The sequence below is a fragment of the Bacillus sp. FSL R10-2780 genome (assembly GCF_038006125.1).
GTDB classification, from domain to species: Bacteria; Bacillota; Bacilli; order Bacillales; family Bacillaceae_G; genus Bacillus_A; species Bacillus_A cereus_U.
This window is the reverse complement of sequence record NZ_JBBOUQ010000005.1, coordinates 22686-42748: the sequence shown is the minus strand read 5'-3', so window position 1 is coordinate 42748 and position 20063 is coordinate 22686. Positions and strand designations below refer to the sequence as shown.

The window sequence follows — 20063 nt, the reverse complement described above, 5'->3', positions numbered from 1 at the left end:
TACTTAACGGTTGCGGTTCTTGAGGAAGATTAGTATAAAAATTTCATTTTGTAGAAAAGGGGAATGGATATGAACATCAAAACGCAATTAGAAAATATCGTTTGGCACATCCAAACAAACAGGGATGTCATAGGGGATAAACAAACACTGGATGATGTATTGATCTCCTTAAAGAGAATGGTAAGGGATGAAGAAAGTAAAAGAGCAGCTAGCAAAATCTAACTGCTCACCCAAGAAAAACAGAGGAAAGATAACCATGTGTCTACAGTATTGACGGAATATTGAGTTTTATTCAGGGGGGGTAGAGGGAAATGAAAGTAAAAGTAACGTTTGAATATGAGTTAGAGGATAAACAAAGGGAACAATTCGAGGACGTAAGAGCTGAAGAAGGTGAGGAAGCGGCGTTTTATTTCATAGAGGATTTAGTAAGGAAAGAAATAGAAGTTGCTGAGGCTGTAGAAGCGGAATATAAGGAGGACTCAAAATGAAAGATGTAAAAATCGAATATATTGGTGAAAAAGCACGCATTACAGTTGATGGACAAGAAATAGCGGTTGCTACTCACATTATGGCGAAATCAGTAGCAGAAAGTTTGTTAATAAGTTTAGATCAAGCTGGAGCAATTAATCTATCAATAGAAAACTAAACCAAATAATCCTTTGAATAGAAAGCGAGGTTAAAAGAATGGAAGATAACATGATGCTATTAGGCGCAGATGGAATGTGTGGAATGGAGTTTACGGGGAGTAAGGTCAATGTATATAACGATGCAGGATACGTGATGGAGAGTATGACAACAAGGGAGCATGTTCAAGAAGTTATTGATTTTCTTGAAGAGTGTAAAGGACAGATGGAATAGAAAGTGAGGTTAGGAGAAATGAAGACAGTATTTAAATGCGACAACGTTAAAGAAGACTATATGGAAGTAGTACAAAAACCAGGACAAATTAAATTGGAAGTAGTTAATGGAAACACCGAGAACTGGATATGGCTATCAGAAAAGAATGCTAAGAAATTAGCTAAAACGATAAACAAAATGTTAGGAAGAAATGACAATTGATTAAAAATAGAAAAACAAAAGCACGTAAAAAGAAAGCTCCGAAGATTAAGAGCAATCCAATCATGATTGATGGTATACAGTTTGATTCCAAAACTGAGTCGGAGTATTACATGCACTTAAAAGGCAGGGGTGACGTCACTCGTATAGAGTGCCACCCTAGCTATATATTAATCCCTTCTTTTGAGATTAAGAGCAGCATAACGAAGTCAGGGAAGTCGAAAAAGGCAGCAATGAGGTTTACACCTGATTTTAAAGTAACGTACTCAGATGGGCATGTAGAGGTCTGTGATGTTAAAGGACATAAGAAGGCAATCAATGAAGGATTTCCGATACGTAAGAAGTTATGGGAGTACTTGAATAAACAGGAGTTAATCGTTGTGATATGGGACAAGAAGTTAGGTGAATGGACAAGATCATAAAAGGGAGATGAGTAAATGATTCCAAGATACAAGGGTACAAGAGAATTCATGCTGTATATGAAAGAACCAGGTTTCGGGAGCAATCAGTATGTTTGGATATTCGATGTATTTAAGTATCATGAGTTAATGCAACATTTAGAAGAAGGTTGGGCTATCCATGACGAGGATAAGAGAGCACTAGCTTTACAGAGAACAACAGCTTAATGGATAACGGAACAATGCTTCACAGTGTGGTGGGGGCTGTATTGTAAGCATCGTTCCCTTATTCAACAATGAGATATTAAAATTTCACGTACCTTATGTGATGTTAAAAAGACAAATTCGAAGTAGGGGGATTACAGATGGAGCAATTAGCATTCTTTCCAGAGATTGACGACAAGACGCAAAAAACAATTGAAAAAGAGGTGATAAAGGTGCTAAAGGAATACCGCGCCTTAAAAATCAGAATGGAGAACCAACAGGAAAACAAACTGGAAGGAATCAGCTTATTCCCTGAAATTAGAGATACAAGAAAGATAAGTGACATTAAGTTCAGACAAATAGATAAGGCACTAACGTATTGTTTAGACGAAGATGAGGGCGAGATCATCAGGAAGAAGTATCTAAGTAATAAGAGGTTAAAAGACGAGGTTATATATGAAGAAATTGGGTTGTACAAGAATGCGTACTACGCGAAGAAGAGAACAGCATTGCGTTTAATTGCTACATCATTAGGAATGATCTAAATAAGAAAGGAAGATGTGAAATGTTATATAGACACTATAAAGGCGGTTTGTATCGTACATTATCAGAAGTTGCTTGCCACAGTGAAACAGGAGAAGAGATGGTTGTATATATGTCTGTTGAAACAGGTAAAGTTTGGGTTAGACCTTCTAAAATGTTTCATGAATCAGTTATTGATGATGGTTCAATAGTACCGAGATTTAGGGATTTAGGGAGGTTTCAAAGTGAAAAAGTGGGAGAAAAATAGGACAAAATTAGAGAGGTTTTTAGAGAACTTTGACAATCAAATCAACGGTATTCTTAATGTACAAGCCCTTTGACAACCGCATATCGAAGAGGATTAGTACACCTATAAGTGAAACGTTCTTATGCGAGAATGTCACGGTAACGTATACCGCATAGTAGGGCGGGCAAGGCGGTAAGAACCCGCGTTAAGACGAAAAGACCAATGAATGTATAACAATGACATATTCCAGTGTGGCGGGTGTGAGATAACTCGCATTCGTCATGCTGTTTCTAATTTGTATCAATCGATCAGTACAGAATCCACCTTCTGTATTGAATATTGATATAAAAATCAGTATTCCTGTTATGTTGATTTCTAGAATGGGGGGTTGCTCATGATTGAGTGAACTCGTTCTAAAAAGTCACACGTTATAAAATGGTTGTATACGTAACTTGAATTATCACCTATAGTAATTACTCACGATTTTTACTATTGGGATAAAACAGGGTGTAAAGAGACTAGTCACCTCTTTACTCTAGATAATAAGACGGATAATTCCCCTGTCCGCGTGTCCCCCTACTAATCTTGTTATCTAGAGTAAGGCGGTGGAAAAAAGGTAATAACCGTCTTGATTTAATTATAAAGATTGATTCCCTTTATATTTGATAATATTTATATTTCATCTGTCACGGGACGAAATATAACAAAAACGGTTTGCGAAGGCGATAAGCTGAAGTATTGACCACTTACACAACAGAAGGTAGGCACCATGTTCACGAAACACGAACGCAAAAGACAGGGTTCGACTCCCTAATGCTGTTGTGACTCTATGGAGTATAAACGAGAAATGGTTTCGACTGTTTCTCCTTGGTTCAATACAATTATCACTCGAGCTTATAGGAATGATAACTCCGCGGTAAATATCTTATAAGGGTAGTTATATTGTCCAAGGAGAAGCTGTTGATATCAGCTAAAGATTATAAAGAGCATATTCTTGCTCTTCTCCCAGTCACCGACACAGGGCGTGTAGCCATACTAGTTGATGCGGTGGCTTGGAGAAGGTTGAGAGTACCTCACCTCAATCTTGAATGAAGAGATACTTATTGCCATTTGTTTTCTCTCTTTTCTCCCATCCCCTTGAAAGCTGTCACTTCGGTGATGGCTTTTTGTTTTGGTTAATTAAGGAGGAGAGAACATGCACAAAAAGGATATAAGACTATCAAGAAGATACTTAGCAAATCCATATCAAAAACAATCGTTTTTAGAACGACTTAAAATAAATAACTCAATTGATCTTAGAAACAATAAGGTTATTACTGATTTAGGAAATGGATATTCAGAGATCATACCTATAGACATTAATAAACGATTTACCAATTAAGCATCCATAACGGGTGCTTTTTTCTTTGTTATATAGAAATTACACATTAAACGTGAATATGAATGAAATGGATATTTGATTAGGAGGATGAATGATGGCTAATCATCCTTCGCATGTATTATCGATATGTTACAAAACAAACGAACACAACGAACGAAAGTAGAGGAGGGTAATAGTGGAATTATTAAAATGTGATAATTGTGAGAAAGAAATGACACATAACGATAGCTTTTTCGAAATGAAATGGCATCCCGAACGTTTCTTTGGTCAAGTTACAGATACTGAGAGATATTATAATTTCATTGATGGCGGTCCTCGTATTTATCATTTTTGTGATACGAGATGCTTATCTGAATGGGCTAACAAGGAAAAGTAGAGGGGTGAAACAGATGGACTTAGAGTTATTTAAAGAACAAGTTAATAAGAGAATGATTGAAAAGCATAGGATGATGCTGTTTGATAAAGACGGGTGGATAACTTTTATGTATGAATGCCTTTCTGTATATAACGAGAACCGTGAAAAAGAAATATGTAAGTCTGTTGCAAAAGAGATGCGAACTGCACAAAAGTATAGATAGTTAACAATGTGAAGTTTATGCAAGAAATAAGGAAAAATGAGTGGTAGAAATACTGTTAAATCAACGATGTATAAAATGTGTATAACGGTATAAAACAAGAATCGCTTAACCATGCGTATTTCCCATGTTAATGACTGTCATATAATAACTATTATGTAAACTAAAACTGTAGGGTCTATTCATTTCCCTGTATAAATTAATTACATCTATAAAAATTTAAAAATAAGATTCTTTTCATGGTATTCTTGAAGAAAAGAGGTGATGTTGTGGACATAACACAAGACATCGATAAAATCATTGTTGAGGGTGAAGAACTTCCGTTTGTTAAAGTTAAAACTTTACATTTGACTGTTGACCATTCCGTAGTTGGAATAATCGTTAGAACGCATGAGAAGATTAAGAAGTTTTATGATGCTCTTTGGTCGCAAGATGAAGTAGCGCTTACGGTTAATTACAAAAATGGTTCGTTTCATTACAAAGTATCTAAAATCATAACAATTAAAGATGGAATTAATGGACAATATGAATATCATTTCTTTGGAGTATGATGTAAACGAGGTGATTATATGCTGATTTATACAGTAATGAAGTGTAATTATGATGATACTGATATTGAATTGGTGACTATTAATAAAGAAGAGGCGTTAGAAAAGTTTAAATACTGTTTAAAAGCATTTAGTTATGCTGATTTTACTTTGCAAGTTTGGGAAAACGGCAAAAAGTTAATGGACATTTGGTATTCGAAGGAAAAAGGTGAGTATCAAAAATATAACAATCAAGAAAATGAACTATTTAAAGAAATAGTAAAACAATTAAAGTAGCCTAAAATCTGCTTTTTATTTTATAAAGGGATTACCGTAAGGAGTGAGACGAATTACTTCCTATTAATATAGAAGGTGGTGGGTGATGTGAAGTGAAACAAAAACACGAGTTAGCTCAAGAAGATTACATGCAAGGCATGAAGTATAAGGAACTGGCTGAGAAATATGAGGTCAGTATTAATACAATTAAGTCCTGGAGAAAAAGGCACGGTTGGAATCGGAAAGGGGTGCACCCAAACGATGAAAAGGGATGCACCCAAACCAAGAAAACAGGTGCACCCATTGGCAATAAGAATGCGGTGGGTAATTCGGGCAATAAGAACCCGAAGTATGGGAATAAGAACGCTGTTGGGCATGGTCCGCCAAAAGGAAATGACAATGCAGTTACTCATGGTTTCTTCCGCAAACACTTCCCAGAAGATGTTGCTGATTTAGCTGCTGAGATCATGGAGAAGAATCCAATTGATATGTTATGGGAAAACATAACGATTCAATATACGGCTATTATTAGGGCCCAACGATTAATGTTTGTTAAAGATCAGGAAGACATGAGCAGAGAGATTAAAAAAGAAACAGATATGGGTACCGAGTATGAAATACAATTCGCTTGGGACAAACATGCTAACTTCCTAAACGCTCAATCAAGAGCAATGAGCACGTTATCTTCTCTTATCAGAGACTTCGATAAGTTAGCTAATATAGATGACGAGAGACGTGCTAAATTGAATCTGATGAATGCTCAGATAGATAAGTTGAAAGCTGATATAAATAAAGAAGATAAAGATGTATTGAAAGTACAGATTATCGATGATGTACCACGGGATGATGACGATGCATAACGTTATTAGTACCAAAGAACTTATTGGCGGTGGATACAATCGCTTCTGGCATTGTAAGAACTTCTATAGAGTTTGCAAAGGTTCTCGTGGTTCTAAGAAGTCTAAAACAACTGTATTAAACTTTGTTAAACGAATCATGCAATATCCCTGGGCTAACTTATTAGTAGTTCGCAGATACTCCAATACATTAAAACAATCTTGCTACACTGATTTAAAATGGGCCATTAATCGATTAGGAGTAAAAGACCTATTCAAGTTCAATGAATCTATGCCGGAAATAACATATAAACCTACTGGACAGAAGATATTATTTCGTGGATTAGATGATCCGTTGAAAATAACATCTATTACTGTTGATGTGGGTAATTTGTGTTGGGCGTGGTTTGAAGAAGCTTACGAAATAGAAGACCAACATAAACTCGAAACTGTTGTTGAGTCTATTCGTGGTTCTTTTGATTCTCCCGACTTCTTTAAACAGATTACAGTTACATTTAACCCTTGGAGTGAAAACCATTGGCTTAAATCTTATTTCTTTGATGAAGCTACACAAGCCTATGATACATTCGCTATTACTACTACTTATAAATGTAATGAGTGGTTAGATGAACAGGATAGAGCACGTTATGAGAGTTTGTATATAAAGAACCCTAGACGTGCAAGAATCGTTTGTGATGGTGAATGGGGCGTTGCTGATGGTCTTGTATACGATAACTTCCAGGTACGAGACTTTGATGTTGATGAAATAAGACAAAGAAGAGATGTGCAAAGTGCATTCGGACTCGACTTTGGTTATACAAATGACCCAACTGCATTAACTTGTTCTTTAGTTGATGTGAAGAATGAAACTATTTATGTATTCGATGAGCACAGTCAAAAAGGCATGAGTAATAAGAAGATAGCCTCAATGATTGAAAAGAAAGGATACATGAAAGAACGTATTACAGCAGACTCAGCCGAGCCGAAGAGTATTGATGAACTTGAATCACTTGGCATCAGAAGAATTGAAGGAGCGCGTAAAGGTAAAGACTCCATTAACAATGGTATTCAATTCATTCAAGGTTTCAAGATTGTAATACATCCTTCTTGTGTCGAGTTTATAAAAGAAATCAATAACTACATTTACGATACAGATAAAAAGACAGGGAAACGTCTTAATACTCCTATTGATGACTTTAACCATCTAATGGATGCATGGCGTTATTCTCTTGAAAGATTCTTAGTTAAATCTGGCGTGAAAGTACTTAACATTTAAGGAGGTGAGGAATTGCGAAGTGAGTTATATGCGAATAACAACGGTATTAAACTTACTACAATGCAAGAGAAGAAGCATTTGTATAAGATAAGGAACAATGCGTTTGATCCGAATGAGTTCATTAAAGATTTCATTGATATCCGAAACGAACGATTACGTAAATACAAACAATATACGACTGAAAAGAATGCTATTGATAACAGGGAAAAGCCTGACAGTGATTTAATTAAGGTTTGGAACAAAATACACAATAGTTTCTTTAATTTAATCGTAGATCAGAAGGTTGGTTATGTATTTGGTAATCCTATTTCTTATCAGATTGAAGAAGAAGTATCCGACAACGAAAGAGAATGGGTAAAAGAATATCTATATAACCAAGATGTATTCCTTAAAGATATCGAAACAGGTACTCAGCAAGCTGCATGCGGTGTTTCTTATCGTTTATTAGATATACAAACACAACTGATACCAAGCGCGTTAGAAACAGTAGCTAATTTGAAGAATGTTAACTCCTGGGATGCTTATGTATTAGGTCATAAAGAAGCTGCTATTGTCTTATCTGAGGATTATACAGACAAAGGACATACACAGATACTTACACTCTACACAAAAGATTTAATCCTTGAATATCATTCTGCAGCAAGTGAAGTAAACGGAATGATAGGATTTGATATTGCTGGCGGCATAAGTAATTTACTTGGTGTTGTTCCTGTTTTTGAGTTTAGAAACAACCAAGAGATGCACAGCGACTTTGAAACTGTAGAAGATCTTAACGATGCATACGATAGAATGATTTCTTCTGGTGCTGATGAAGTTGAACAATTCCGTTTGGCTTATATGCTTATTACCGGCGTTGATATTGAAGAGGATGAAGCTAAAGCATTATTTAAGAAAGAGACAGGTATTCTTAATATACGTAATCCTGAAGGTAAAGCAGAGTTCTTAACTAAGATGATGCCTAAAGAGTTCTTTGAGTACTTTGTGGGACTACTCGAAAAGAACATATTCCGTTTCTCGAAATCAGTTGATGTGAATGACGAAGCCTTTGCTGGTGGTAATGAATCTGGTGAAGCTCGTAAATGGAAACTGATTGCTCTTGAGTTCAAATCTAATCTTACTGAATCATGGTTCGAAAAAGGATTACGTGACATGTTTGAAGGGATTGTTGCTTATATGCGTATTAAACAAGGTATGAATAGCATTGTAAGTTCAAACATATACGCTGACTTTACTCGTACATTACCAGTTGATTTAGGTTACTTAGCTGATACATTAACGAAATTAACAACTATCTTATCCGAACGTACCGTACTCGGAATGATTCCTGCTATTGATGATGTAGATGCAGAGATTGAGCAGAAGCAACACGAACGGGAAGAGAAGATGAAAGAGATGGACAGTTTCGGTGATTTTGGGCAGGTGAATACAAATGACCCAGGACAAACAGGAAAAGTACTGGACGATGAGAAAGAAACAGATAATAAAGGTAGCGGACAAACACGTTGATGATGGTTTATTACTGTATCAAGCATTCTTTCAAGAAAAGTTAAACGAAATAGAACTGCTTATCCAGGACTATTACGATAAATACGGTAAGAATAACGTAATTGAGTATTATAAGTTGATGCAAGAAATGAGTGTAAGTGAAAGAAAAGACTTATATTCAAACTATCAGGATCTTATCGCTAGGTATCCGCAGCTTAATAACTTTACAGAGATTCGTTATAGCTTCTATAAGTTACAAAGATTAGATGGCCTTATGGTTAATATAATGTACAAGCTCTATGAAATGGGAGCTATGGAAGAAGAAATACTAAAAGACAAGCTATCTCTTACTTACCAGGAAACATATTATCGTAATCTATATGACAATGCTATGTATTACGGAATGACTGGCACTTATCATGCTGTTAGTGAAGAAGTATTGCGAGCAACGTTATATAAGAAGTGGGTAAAGAATCAAAACTTTTCTGATCGTGTTTGGGGCAATACAAAACAATTAACTTTATATCTGCAAGATGAACTCCCTAAAATGCTTTCTACTGGCACAAGTTATAAGGAAGTAACTAAACAACTCCGTAATAACTTTGATGTTAAATGGCATGAAGCAGAGCGGTTATCAAGAACAGAGAGTGCATTTATCACTGAACATGCTACACAAGATGCTTATAAACGAGATGGTATTAAACAGTATCGTGTCTTATCTACATTAGATAGAAGAACATCTAAGATATGCCAAGATCAAGATGGTAAAGTATATGATCTCGATAAAGCGGTTGTCGGAAAGAACTATCCACCGTTTCATCCTCATTGCAGAACAACTACAATTAGCGCTACTTCTAAGATTGAATATAGAGCGATGAATATAAATAGAGGATATGAACGCGTTCCTGATATGACTTATAAGAAGTGGGAAAAAACGTATGTTAAAGCAGCCTAATAAGGTTGTTTTTTATTTTGGAAAGGATGATATAAATGAAAAACACAATTACACAAGAAGATATTAATAGTATTTTAGAAAAGACACATTGGACAGTAGAAGAGTTTCATGGCAAATGTACTGTAGTTGTAGCTAAATTACCAAATGGATTCATTCTAACTGAATCAAGTGCATGCGTAGACCCTGCTAATTACGATGTGAATATTGGTATTGAATGTTGTAAAGAGCGAATTGTTAATAAGATTTGGGAACTAGAAGGATATCGTTTGCAATGCGAACTATCTAAATAATAATTTGACCTAGATAAGTCACTAAACTGTCTATTTATTATGAACAAATACCGAACTATTGGGGCTTGTACTCAATGGGGCGATAGGAGGAAATACACATGTTTAAGAAAGAACAAGAATTACCATATAGATTGAATTTACAATTCTTTGCTGAAGGTGAAGAAGGTGGCGAAAATCCTGGCGGGGGCGAAGAACTCGGTGGGGAAAAAGCTCCAGAATTCACATTAGATCATTTCCAAAGTTTCTTAGATACAAATGTTGATGCGCAAAAGGTTGTTCAATCCCGTGTTGATAGTGGTGTATCTAAAGGCGTTGAGTCATTCAAGACTAAAACAATGCCGGACCTTATTCAAAAAGAGATTGCGAAGCGTACAGAAAAAACACCTGAGCAAATTGAAATGGAAGAAATGAAAAACGAAATTGCGAAGATGAAATCAGAAAACATTCGTAAAACTATTGAAACAGAAGTTGCAAAACAAGCAGATAAATTAGGTATTGATGCTGACTTTGCCCTTACTTTCTGCATTGATCCAACTTCACTAGATAACACAATTAAAAATGTAACTAAGTTCAACGAATATGCAGAAACATTAGTTTCTGAGCGTGTTCAAAAGAGCGTAGATGAACGTTTTGCTAACAATTATGCAAAAGGTGCTGATTTAACATTACCTAAGACAAATGAAATAGGTAATACAAGTAGCCTATCCATTATCCAAAAACAAATGATTAAACAATAAGGAGTCGATAATATATGAAAAAAACTGCTGATTTACTTTCCGTAGAGAAAATTGATTTATCTGAGGCTATTGCTTACGCTTCACCAATGGATACACCATTTACAACATTACTATTACAAAATGGTTTAACTGCCGATTCAACAAGCACTGAAATCTCTTGGAGAGAAGCCGCTCTTGATTCAAATCGTAAAGGCCCTCAATTAGAAGGTGCAGATGCTATAGGAGCAAACAAAACAACTCGTGAACTAATTAAAAATAACCAACAAATTTTCCAACGTACTGCTGAAGTATCTGGTTCATTAGAAGCTGTAAAAGTTCCTGGTGTTCCTGGTGGAGAAATGGCTTCAGAAATTAATGATCGTATGATTGAAGCGAAAGTAGATTTAGAATGGTATGCCTTGCAAGGAACGAAAGCTGATGAATCAGGTGCAACGCCTCGTCAAATGAATGGACTTATTAACTTAATTAACTCGAAAAATAAATTCGCTCCTACTGGCGGTAAACTTTCTGCTGAAGATGTAATTAAAGCGTTCCGTTTATGCTGGGATAAAGGTGCCGGTGGGGACAAATTAGTTCAATGTGGTTCAACTGTAGCTGAATTTATCGATAAGTTATTCAAAGTGGATAAAGGAGTTGTAATTCCAGCTATCCAAGGCGGCGGAAATATCATCGGTATCACTGTTGACGTAATTCACACTCGCTACGGACGCGGTAACATCGTATTAAACCGTCACATGCCTGATGGCGCTTTAACAGCAGTTGATTTAAACCAAGTTAAAATTCGTCCATTACGTAAAATGGCAGCTGAACCACTTGCTAAAAACGGTGACTCTGAAAAACGAATGATTGTTGGCGAATACTCACTAGAACTTAAAAACAGCTATGCTGGAGCGGTTATTAGCGGTATCACAGGCATTGTGGAACCAGTAGCTCCAACGCAACCTTAATAAAGGAGGAATAATATAAATGGCAGCTAAAAGCAAAACAGTATATAAAGTAATTGCGCCTAAACCATTCACGTATGTTGCTACGAATTATTTCGGTGGTCTTTGGGCGGACGAAAAAGGCTTATTTGTAACAGAGGATGAAGAAACATACAAATATCTGCTTACATTCGCAGAGTTTAAAGACATTACGGGTATTTAATCATGCTAACACGAATTAAGATTCGTTTAGGGATTACTGATAATGCCCAGGATGATTTATTAAATGAATTGATTACTTCTATACGTGACGTTATATCGTTGCGTGTAGGGGTAATTACATTCCCTAAAGTGCTAGAATCAATTGCTGTTGAAGTAACGATTGCTGCATATAATCGTAGGGGTTCTGAGGGTGCTTCTAGTGAAGCGGTAGATGTAATATCAACTTCTTATATTACTAACTTACTAGAACCGTATACAGAGCAATTAGAGAACTTTAAAAAGGGATTAACACAAGGAACTGAGGATGCAACTGGTTCAGGTCGAAGTGGAGTGAGGTTCTTTTGAGATACGATACAAAGGTTGAGTATTTTATTCACGAAATCACTACCAATGAAATGAACGATAAAATACCAGTTGAAAAGTCTATTGGTGTATTCGATAGCTTACTAACACCATTTTCTTTACAAGAAACTCAAGCATATGGAGCTACTTATACAAACACTAATGTAAAGGTGTTGTGTAGGGATCCACAATCTTTTAATGCTCGTACTCTGAGGATTGGAAAACAAAAGTACGAGATTCTTGAAAAGAAAGATTATAAGAAAGTGTTTCTATACATTTGTAAAAAGGTTGTTGGTAAAAATGTCAATTCGAATTGATGTTAGTGGATTTGGACAACTTGCAGCAAATATCGGTAGATACAATAACCAAATGAAACAGAACGTTAAAGAGGTTGTTGATACTACTACAACAGACATTCAATCACAAGCGAAAGCAGAAGCGAATGTCGATACTGGCGATATGAGACGTAAAATCGAAAAGAAGCCCACCGTTTCAGCAGGTGGCACAATTAGAGGTAGCGTCCAATCATTAGCTGAATATACAGTCCATGTTAATTATGGTCATATGGTTAGAGCTGGGCAAATATTCTTTGACCGGAAATCTAAGTCTTTTAAACGTGTGAAAAGAACAAGGTTTATCCCTGGTAGTTACTTCTTCACAAGATCAGTAACAAAGGGTAGAAGTGAGTTTTCAAGAGAAATAGGAAAGGCGTTGAGATATGATGGTTAACACTAGAGATACGCTTACACCTTTCCATATTGCTTTAGTTCAACGATTAAAACAACATGGAGTGGAAGCTTCATTTGATTATAACGAGGACGAAGAAGGGGATATGATATTTCCATTCGTAACCTTTGAAATACCTGCAATCGAAAATAATGCATCTAAAACGACATTTGGTGATAAACCTCTTGTCGTTTTTTATATTGTCGATGAACAACCAACAAACGGTCGTTTGTACGATATCAGAGCAAAGATTATACAGGCTCTAGAAGAGGATTTAATCCTTTCTAATAACTTAACATGTTCGAATCAGAAAACAGATGATTCGGGTGTTATACGAGATCCAGAGAACGGATTCAGAACAGTTCGTTTAACGTATCAATTCTATATTGAAGGAGTGAAATGATTTGGCAGAAGAAGTAAAAGTAAAAGTTACCTCTTATTTGGGGGTTAAGAAGATTGTTCGTATTTTTGATTTAAGTACTGGGAAAGTTTTAGCAATTGGCGGTCAGAAAGAACACACGATGAATCGTACTGCTGATACAATCGATGTTTCTACTAAAACTGGTGGAATTCAAAATATGGAAGAAATCATGGCGAAAATGGGCGTTACTGATTGGAAGCCTAAAGAATACAACGATTACAAAGAGTACATTCAAGGGCAAAAAGAATGGAGTGTTGATGTATCCGGAGCCTTACCTGCTAGTGATGCTGCATATGACATTCTAGAAGCCGCGTACGAAAACGGAACTCCTGTCGGTGTGTCTGAATTAGATTTAGGTCGCATGAAAGAGAAAGTCGGTATCGCTATTCCAACTGAGCTAAGTGAAGAAGCTCCAATTGATGATTTAGCAGGATATTCTTTATCTCTTACTGGTACAGGACCACAAGTTGGCCGTACTTATGTACCAACTCCACCAGCTGGAGATTGATCATGAGTAATCAAAAATTCATCCCCTCTACTCAATTAATAGTAGATGGGGATATTTATAATTTGCGACTATCTCGATACATGCGAATACAGTTAGAAAAAGAATACAACATGAATGTACAGCGTTACTATTCCATGATGTGTGTAAATGGGAATGTAGTAGATGAGTACCAATTTGCAGCGGTAGTTTGGGCTTTATTGCGCGGTGGCGGTCAAAAGGTATCAAAAGAAAGAGCTTGTGACATTATTGAAGAAGCGGTAAATGATGAGGAATGCGGTATCATTAAGCTTTTTGAATCAGTGTTAGAAGCTCTTTCTGCTGCTTTCATGAATGAAGAACAGTTCAAGGAGTACAAAAGGCTCATTGAGGTTTATAAGTCGTCAGAAAGCGAAGATGACACCGAAAAAAAGTAGATAATGACGAGCGTGACTTTTCAATAGCTGTTCTTGATTTTGGCATAGATCCAGAAGTGTTTTGGAATATGACTGAAAGAGAGTTCTTCACACTTGTCATTTATGATCTACGAAGAAAAGAGAACGACATGTTACGAATGAGAGCAGTTGTAACTAATGCAATGTACAACATGAATCGTGGTAAAAAACCATTCAAAGAGTTCCCATTCGAAAACAGACAGTCACAGGTTAAAGTAATCAAACAAGCAGCAGATAAAGATAAGCTATTTGCTCAATTCGGTGGGCAGGTGAGCTTTTAATGTCAGGACATGAACAAATAGGTGTTGATATAACCGTAAATAACGGACAAGCTGTATCTGAATTACGAAGTTTCCAACAGGCAGCAGAACAAACAGGAAGTAAAGTTGAACAAGCTTTTAGTAAGATTGGAGCTATTGGCGATCAGTTGACCGTCGGTGTTACTACCCCTTTAGCTGCTGTATCGGCTCTAGGATTCAAAACAGCAATGGACTTTGATAAATCACAAGGACAAATACAAGCCTCTTTAGGTCTTACTGAAAAAGGCGCTGAGAACCTCAATAACATTGTTAAAAAGGTTTGGTCAGATGGTTTTGGCGAAAGTACGGAAGAAGCTACACGTGGATTAGAAAAAGTTTATCAGAATATGCGTGATGTTCCTCATGAAGAACTGGAGACAGCTACAAAGAACACCTTAGCTTTAGCTAAAACGTTTGATGTAGATCTGAATGAAGCTACTCGTGGTGCCGGTCAATTAATGAGTCAATTCGGATTATCTACAGAAGAAACCTTTGATTTATTAGCTGCTGGGGCACAATCAGGATTGAATTATTCAGATGAATTATTTGATAATCTTTCGGAGTACGCTCCGTTATTCAAACAAGCAGGTTTCTCTGCTGAAGAAATGTTTACCATACTTGCTAACGGAACGGCTAGTGGATCGTATAACCTAGATTACATTAATGACCTTGTTAAAGAATTTGGTATTCGTGTTCAAGACGGTTCTAAGGGTGTATCTGATGGTTTCGGAGAATTATCAAAAGAAACGCAAGGTGTATGGAAATCATTTAACGAAGGAAAAGCGACCTCTGCTGATGTATTTAAAGCTGTTACTGGTGACTTGAAAAATATGGACGACAAAGTAAAAGCTAATCAAATTGGTGTAGCTCTTATGGGAACGAAATTCGAAGATATGGGAGCAGATGTTGTTTTAGGGTTAAACGACATTAATGGTGGATTAGGCGATACTAAAGGCGCTATGGACAAGCTAAGAAAAGCACAAGAAGAGACCTTCTCTCAAAAGTGGCAAAAAACATTAAGAGAAGCGCAAATCGCATTAGAACCTCTTGGGAAAATGCTTCTAGATATAGCTATGGATATTCTACCTAAGGTTTCCGCTGCTGTTAAATCAGTGACAGAATGGTTTGCTAACTTATCGCCCGAAGCGCAAAAGACAGTGATTGCTATTGGCGGTATTGCTTTAGCTGCTGGTCCTGCTCTTTCTATATTAGGAAGAATGGGTGGTGTTATTGGTGGCTTGGTTGGTAAACTAGGTAGCTTCGCAACCGCCGCTCGTGTTGGCGCAACTGCAACTGCTGCTGTTCAAGGTGCTTCTGGTGCTGCTGCTTTAGGAATGGGTGGATTAGGTACCGCTCTTGGTGGTGCGGTTATTGCCGCTGCTCCTTGGTTAATTGGTGCCGCTGCTATCGGCGCTGCTGGTTATGGAATCTATAAAGCTATGACACAGGAAGCTGTTCCAGCTGTCGATTTATTTAAAGATCGTGTTAATTTAGCTGCTGACGGTACTGTACAAAGTGTAGATAAGATTTCAAAAGGCACACAAAAGGCTGTCGGCGCATTTATGGAACTGTCGCAAAAGACAGGTACAGAATTAACAAATATGTACGCTACGCAAACGGCTATCAATGAAGAGAACATGCCTAAGATTGTTGGTCAATTCGATGAGATGAAGAATCAAATCATTGCAGGATATGACAAACAAAAGAACGACGCTGTTACGAAAACGACAGAAATGTTTGCGGCGATGGGCGCTATCACAGATCAAGAGAAAGCAAGTATCTTAGAAAAAATGACTGGTTATTATGACCAACAAAAGCAAAAAGCTCAAGATAACCAAAATCAGATCGTTCAAATTCTGAATACAGCTAAAGAACAAAAACGAGCATTAACTACTGACGAATACAATCAGTTAATGCAGTTGCAAAGTAACTATCAAAGTGAAGCAGTTAAATCTCTTTCTGCTAACAAGACAGAACAAGAAGTGATACTTCAGAATTTAAAAGACTCAAAGAGTCGTATGAATGCAGAAATGGCTTCTGATGCAATTCAAAAGATGGAAAAGCAACGTTCTGAAACTGTAAAAAAAGCACAATCTGAGTACGACGACAAGATTCGTATCATTACTAAAATGCGTGATGAAATGGGCGTTATTTCAGCTGATCAAGCAGATACAATGATTGCCGATGCAAAAAGGCAACGAGATGGAGTGGTTGAAAAAGCTGATGAAATCAAGAGTCAGGGTATCGATAAATTGAAAGGCGCTTACTCAGACTTAGAAAATCAAGTTGATACAAGCACAGGCAACATCTTAACTTACTGGGATAAAGTGAAAAGTTGGTGGGATGGTTGGCAGCCGGTTGCAAAAAACATAGCGATAAACGTAACTAAAAATCTACCTGGTCCTATTGGAGCTCTAGGTTCTTTATTAGATGGTAACGCAAACGGAACACCTTTCTTCGGCGGTGGACTATCTCGTGTAAATGAACGCGGTGGAGAGATTATGAATCTACCTCGTGGTACACAGATTATCCCTCACGATTTATCAAAACGATATATCGATAGAGCAGCTGGTAAAGCATCAGGAGGAACAGGGAGTTCCAATGTTAATAACGTGAATCTTAGCTATTATGGTAACGACCCAAATGACGCTTATAGAATGATGGATATTGTTGACGAAGAAATGAGCAGGAGAACAAGCATGAATAATCTATTTAATGGGGTGAGGTGATGAATCTCATTATTAAAAGAATTAGTGGTGAAGAATATATATTCAGTCGAGAGAATGGATTTATCGTAAGAGATTTTATCCCTTCTCCACCTGTTTATAGAACAGATATAGATGATAACGAAAATCGAAATGGAGAAATCGACAACGGTACAGTAATAAAAAGCCGTCCTTTGGATGCCTTCGTTTTTTTTACCGCTTTAGATTACTACGATTTCACTTTAAAAAGGAATGAAGTATTGAAGTGGTTAGATTCTAGAGAATACTTTTATATCATCGATGACAGGGAACCGGGAAAACGTTGGAAAGTAAAAGTCGAGAATCATACATTAGGCCAATTGAAATCTACAGCTGGTGAATTTCAAATTACTTTTAAATGTTATGAGGGCTTAGCTGAATCCATTGGTACTACAACGGATCCATTCACGTTTGATAACGAGCTTTGGCAAATAGGCCAAGGGTTAATTGCAGAAAATACAGTGTATACCCATGAAACCACTAGATTTAGAATTTGGAACGCTGGCGATGTTCCTGTTGACCCTTGTGAAATGCCACTTTTAATTACAATACATGGTGCATCTAACAACCTTAAAATTCAAAATCTAACTACTGGAGACTCATGGCAGTATTATAGTTCTACAAGTTCTAGCGACACAATCAAAATAAATGATGTGCAAGCCTTAAAAAACGGGATTAGTATTTTTAGTAATACAAATATGGAAGAAATAACAATAGCTCCTGGATGGAATGATTTCGAAATCTCTGGTATAACAGGCGCATTTGAAATTAGCTTTGGATTTCGTTTTTATTACTTAATGTAAGGTGATGAATAAATGATAATAAAGGATTGGAATGGAAATACTGAACGACTTACAAATTATACGATACCGTCAAGAAAACAAGGCGCAAATGGTAGTACTTTCACTATTTCCACTACGATTACAAAAAACAAGAAAAATCACCACTCGTATGGAATGGTTATAAATGAAAATATAATTATTGATGACGATGGAAATGAGTACATCATAAAGAATCATAATGAAATAACGAAAGGGAATACCGTTCAGGTTAGTATTGAAGCTGTATATAGACCTTATATACAATTATTAGGTAATGTAGTCTATGAAAGAGTAAACGGTGCTTTAAGACTTTCTGAAATAGTTAGTTTTTGTTTAAAAGGAAGTGGCTTTACCTACACCGTCAATGCCAATGGATTACCACTATCAGTGGAAGTCCAAAATTTCGGATTTAGTAACTCACTTTCTTTATTAAGACAAACCATTGAAAAATTTGGTGCTGAATTAGATGTTATTGGTGAGCATGTTTATATTGGTCAGGAAATTGCTGAATATACAGATGAACAGTTTAGATACAACTATAATATCAAATCTCTTAGCAAAACAATTAACACCAATGGATTTTCTACGAGAATAAAAGGTTTCGGGAAGAAAAAAGAAGATGGAAGCTATGTTGTGGAAACTGAATACACTTCTCCATTAGCTCAAACATATGGAATTCAAGATGCTGATCCGATTGAAGACGAAAGATACACAGATCATGAAAGTATGTTAGAAAGATTAAAGCAAGAATTAAATGACCAATTTCCTATATCTTTAAAGCTATCTTATAGCCAATTAAAACGTTCCGGCGCTGACCCTTCTAAAATCAAAAAGGGAGATTATGTATGGTGCATTATTAAACCATTTAATATAAAAACACGGGTTAGGGTTATAGAAATTGAAGATTTCCCTGACAAACGTTCTAAGATAAAAAGAAATCCAATCTTCTCCTTATCTAACATACAAGAAAAAATGTCAAACACTGTAGCGCATTTGTCATCCGGTCAACGTGTCGCAAAAAAAGACATCAACGATACAAAAGTAACAGTAATACAAACACAAAAAACGGTAAATGCAGCGGTTGAAAAAATTGAAAATAACACAGTTGATCTAACAGACATGAAAGAATCATTAGAAGGAATGGATAACGTTTTGGGTGAGTATGAAAAAGGGATACTTGCGAACTCTCAAAATATTACTACCCTTAACACCAAATTAGATGAATGGATAAAACAACCTGTACTTTATCCAGAATTGAAAGGTAAGAAAGGGAATTTTCTTGGTGACAGCCTTACAAGTGCTTACGGTACAACTAAATCATACTGGCAGTATATTTGCGAAAAATATGAAATGACAGGTAGAAACTATGGGATAAGCGGCACATGCATATCTGGTATTTCAAATTCATCAGGAGAAAGCATGGTGACAAGGTACTCCAAAATGAATACTGACGCCGATTTTAATGTAGTATTTGGTGGCACAAATGATTATTGGCAAAATATGCCGATGGGGGCATTCACTGATCGAACAACAGATTCATTCTATGGGTCACTTCACTTGTTGGTGGATGGTCTTATAACGAAATATCCAACAAAGGGGTTACTATTTGTAACACCTTTTTGTTTTTCAAGATCAAAAAATTCTATTGACTTTTATGTGAAAGATTATGTTAACGCTATTAAGGAAGTAGCTGAGTACTATTCAGTTCCAGTTTACGATGCATATGCAAATAGTGGTTTGACTACTACAAATGCAACATTAAAACCATTAATCGCAATCGATAGCGTTCATCTAAATGAAAAAGGGCACTTGATACTCTCCAAACGTTTGGAGAGTTTTTTATTGCCTTTAATTTTATGAA

32 protein-coding genes are annotated in these 20063 nt (G+C 36.4%); all 32 read left to right on the top strand.

Going from position 1 to position 20063, the window contains the following annotated elements; translation table 11 throughout:
* Positions 1-69 precede the first annotated feature (69 nt).
* Complete coding sequence (locus tag NSQ47_RS27945; RefSeq protein ID WP_341039020.1) at positions 70-222, top strand: hypothetical protein; 153 nt, start codon at positions 70-72, stop codon at positions 220-222.
* Between the two features lie 89 nt (positions 223-311).
* On the top strand, positions 312-488 hold the full coding sequence (locus NSQ47_RS27940; RefSeq protein ID WP_341039018.1) for a hypothetical protein: 177 nt from the start codon (positions 312-314) through the stop codon (positions 486-488).
* The gene (locus NSQ47_RS27935; protein ID WP_341039016.1) at positions 485-646 is read left to right on the top strand and encodes a hypothetical protein; all 162 of its coding nucleotides are present in this window, start codon (positions 485-487) and stop codon (positions 644-646) included. The genes NSQ47_RS27940 and NSQ47_RS27935 overlap by 4 nt, the downstream gene beginning before the upstream one ends.
* Positions 647-684: 38 nt before the next feature.
* Entirely contained in the window at positions 685-858 is a 174-nt protein-coding gene (locus tag NSQ47_RS27930) for a hypothetical protein (protein WP_341039015.1), read from the top strand.
* Between the two features lie 18 nt (positions 859-876).
* Positions 877-1059, top strand: a complete 183-nt coding sequence (locus NSQ47_RS27925; protein ID WP_341039013.1) for a hypothetical protein — start codon at positions 877-879, stop codon at positions 1057-1059.
* A complete protein-coding gene (locus NSQ47_RS27920) occupies positions 1056-1478 on the top strand; it encodes a DUF1064 domain-containing protein (protein ID WP_341039011.1) in 423 nt (140 codons plus the stop codon). Before NSQ47_RS27925 ends, NSQ47_RS27920 begins: the two co-directional genes overlap by 4 nt.
* A 15-nt stretch (positions 1479-1493) precedes the next feature.
* Positions 1494-1682 carry a hypothetical protein gene (locus NSQ47_RS27915; protein ID WP_341039009.1) on the top strand — a complete coding sequence of 63 codons (189 nt, stop codon included), beginning with the start codon at positions 1494-1496 and terminating at the stop codon, positions 1680-1682.
* 137 nt (positions 1683-1819) lie between these two features.
* The gene (locus tag NSQ47_RS27910) at positions 1820-2203 is read left to right on the top strand and encodes an ArpU family phage packaging/lysis transcriptional regulator (RefSeq protein WP_341039007.1); all 384 of its coding nucleotides are present in this window, start codon (positions 1820-1822) and stop codon (positions 2201-2203) included.
* A 20-nt stretch (positions 2204-2223) separates the two neighbouring features.
* Positions 2224-2448 carry a DUF1653 domain-containing protein gene (locus NSQ47_RS27905; protein ID WP_341039005.1) on the top strand — a complete coding sequence of 75 codons (225 nt, stop codon included), beginning with the start codon at positions 2224-2226 and terminating at the stop codon, positions 2446-2448.
* Positions 2449-3622: 1174 nt separating this feature from the next.
* Positions 3623-3808 carry a hypothetical protein gene (locus NSQ47_RS27900; protein ID WP_341039003.1) on the top strand — a complete coding sequence of 62 codons (186 nt, stop codon included), beginning with the start codon at positions 3623-3625 and terminating at the stop codon, positions 3806-3808.
* Between the two features lie 175 nt (positions 3809-3983).
* Positions 3984-4184, top strand: coding sequence for a hypothetical protein (locus tag NSQ47_RS27895; protein WP_341039001.1), 201 nt, complete (start codon positions 3984-3986; stop codon positions 4182-4184).
* A 13-nt stretch (positions 4185-4197) separates the two neighbouring features.
* Positions 4198-4386 (top strand): hypothetical protein, encoded by a 189-nt coding sequence (locus NSQ47_RS27890; protein ID WP_341038999.1) that lies wholly within the window; start codon positions 4198-4200, stop codon positions 4384-4386.
* 266 nt (positions 4387-4652) lie between these two features.
* Entirely contained in the window at positions 4653-4934 is a 282-nt protein-coding gene (locus tag NSQ47_RS27885; protein ID WP_341038997.1) for a hypothetical protein, read from the top strand.
* 18 nt (positions 4935-4952) lie between these two features.
* The gene (locus NSQ47_RS27880; RefSeq protein ID WP_341038995.1) at positions 4953-5207 is read left to right on the top strand and encodes a hypothetical protein; all 255 of its coding nucleotides are present in this window, start codon (positions 4953-4955) and stop codon (positions 5205-5207) included.
* Positions 5208-5299: 92 nt separating this feature from the next.
* Entirely contained in the window at positions 5300-6046 is a 747-nt protein-coding gene (terS, locus tag NSQ47_RS27875) for a phage terminase small subunit (RefSeq protein ID WP_341038993.1), read from the top strand.
* A complete protein-coding gene (locus tag NSQ47_RS27870; protein WP_341038992.1) occupies positions 6015-7298 on the top strand; it encodes a PBSX family phage terminase large subunit in 1284 nt (427 codons plus the stop codon). The genes terS and NSQ47_RS27870 overlap by 32 nt, the downstream gene beginning before the upstream one ends.
* A 12-nt stretch (positions 7299-7310) precedes the next feature.
* A complete protein-coding gene (locus NSQ47_RS27865) occupies positions 7311-8804 on the top strand; it encodes a phage portal protein (RefSeq protein ID WP_341038991.1) in 1494 nt (497 codons plus the stop codon).
* Positions 8761-9738 (top strand): minor capsid protein, encoded by a 978-nt coding sequence (locus NSQ47_RS27860; protein ID WP_341038989.1) that lies wholly within the window; start codon positions 8761-8763, stop codon positions 9736-9738. The genes NSQ47_RS27865 and NSQ47_RS27860 overlap by 44 nt, the downstream gene beginning before the upstream one ends.
* A gap of 35 nt (positions 9739-9773) precedes the next feature.
* Complete coding sequence (locus tag NSQ47_RS27855) at positions 9774-10028, top strand: Gp49 family protein (RefSeq protein WP_072770084.1); 255 nt, start codon at positions 9774-9776, stop codon at positions 10026-10028.
* A gap of 98 nt (positions 10029-10126) precedes the next feature.
* Positions 10127-10765, top strand: coding sequence for a capsid assembly scaffolding protein Gp46 family protein (locus NSQ47_RS27850; RefSeq protein WP_341038986.1), 639 nt, complete (start codon positions 10127-10129; stop codon positions 10763-10765).
* A 14-nt stretch (positions 10766-10779) separates the two neighbouring features.
* Positions 10780-11712 carry an SU10 major capsid protein gene (locus tag NSQ47_RS27845; RefSeq protein ID WP_341038984.1) on the top strand — a complete coding sequence of 311 codons (933 nt, stop codon included), beginning with the start codon at positions 10780-10782 and terminating at the stop codon, positions 11710-11712.
* 19 nt (positions 11713-11731) lie between these two features.
* On the top strand, positions 11732-11911 hold the full coding sequence (locus NSQ47_RS27840) for a hypothetical protein (protein WP_341038982.1): 180 nt from the start codon (positions 11732-11734) through the stop codon (positions 11909-11911).
* A 2-nt stretch (positions 11912-11913) separates the two neighbouring features.
* Positions 11914-12255: a phage head-tail connector protein gene (locus NSQ47_RS27835; protein WP_341038980.1), complete on the top strand. Its 342-nt coding sequence runs from the start codon at positions 11914-11916 to the stop codon at positions 12253-12255.
* A complete protein-coding gene (locus tag NSQ47_RS27830; RefSeq protein WP_341038977.1) occupies positions 12252-12569 on the top strand; it encodes a hypothetical protein in 318 nt (105 codons plus the stop codon). The genes NSQ47_RS27835 and NSQ47_RS27830 overlap by 4 nt, the downstream gene beginning before the upstream one ends.
* Positions 12553-12981, top strand: coding sequence for an HK97 gp10 family phage protein (locus NSQ47_RS27825; RefSeq protein WP_341038975.1), 429 nt, complete (start codon positions 12553-12555; stop codon positions 12979-12981). The genes NSQ47_RS27830 and NSQ47_RS27825 overlap by 17 nt, the downstream gene beginning before the upstream one ends.
* Positions 12971-13381, top strand: a complete 411-nt coding sequence (locus tag NSQ47_RS27820; protein ID WP_341038973.1) for a hypothetical protein — start codon at positions 12971-12973, stop codon at positions 13379-13381. Before NSQ47_RS27825 ends, NSQ47_RS27820 begins: the two co-directional genes overlap by 11 nt.
* Before the next feature lies 1 nt (position 13382).
* Positions 13383-13907, top strand: coding sequence for a phage tail tube protein (locus NSQ47_RS27815; RefSeq protein WP_341038971.1), 525 nt, complete (start codon positions 13383-13385; stop codon positions 13905-13907).
* Between the two features lie 2 nt (positions 13908-13909).
* Positions 13910-14320, top strand: coding sequence for a hypothetical protein (locus NSQ47_RS27810; protein ID WP_341038969.1), 411 nt, complete (start codon positions 13910-13912; stop codon positions 14318-14320).
* A gap of 68 nt (positions 14321-14388) precedes the next feature.
* A complete protein-coding gene (locus NSQ47_RS27805) occupies positions 14389-14619 on the top strand; it encodes a hypothetical protein (RefSeq protein WP_153594215.1) in 231 nt (76 codons plus the stop codon).
* Positions 14619-17366: a phage tail tape measure protein gene (locus NSQ47_RS27800; protein WP_341038968.1), complete on the top strand. Its 2748-nt coding sequence runs from the start codon at positions 14619-14621 to the stop codon at positions 17364-17366. The genes NSQ47_RS27805 and NSQ47_RS27800 overlap by 1 nt, the downstream gene beginning before the upstream one ends.
* The gene (locus NSQ47_RS27795; protein ID WP_341038967.1) at positions 17366-18184 is read left to right on the top strand and encodes a phage tail family protein; all 819 of its coding nucleotides are present in this window, start codon (positions 17366-17368) and stop codon (positions 18182-18184) included. The genes NSQ47_RS27800 and NSQ47_RS27795 overlap by 1 nt, the downstream gene beginning before the upstream one ends.
* Before the next feature lie 12 nt (positions 18185-18196).
* Positions 18197-20062: a phage tail spike protein gene (locus tag NSQ47_RS27790; protein ID WP_341038966.1), complete on the top strand. Its 1866-nt coding sequence runs from the start codon at positions 18197-18199 to the stop codon at positions 20060-20062.
* Position 20063 lies beyond the last annotated feature (1 nt).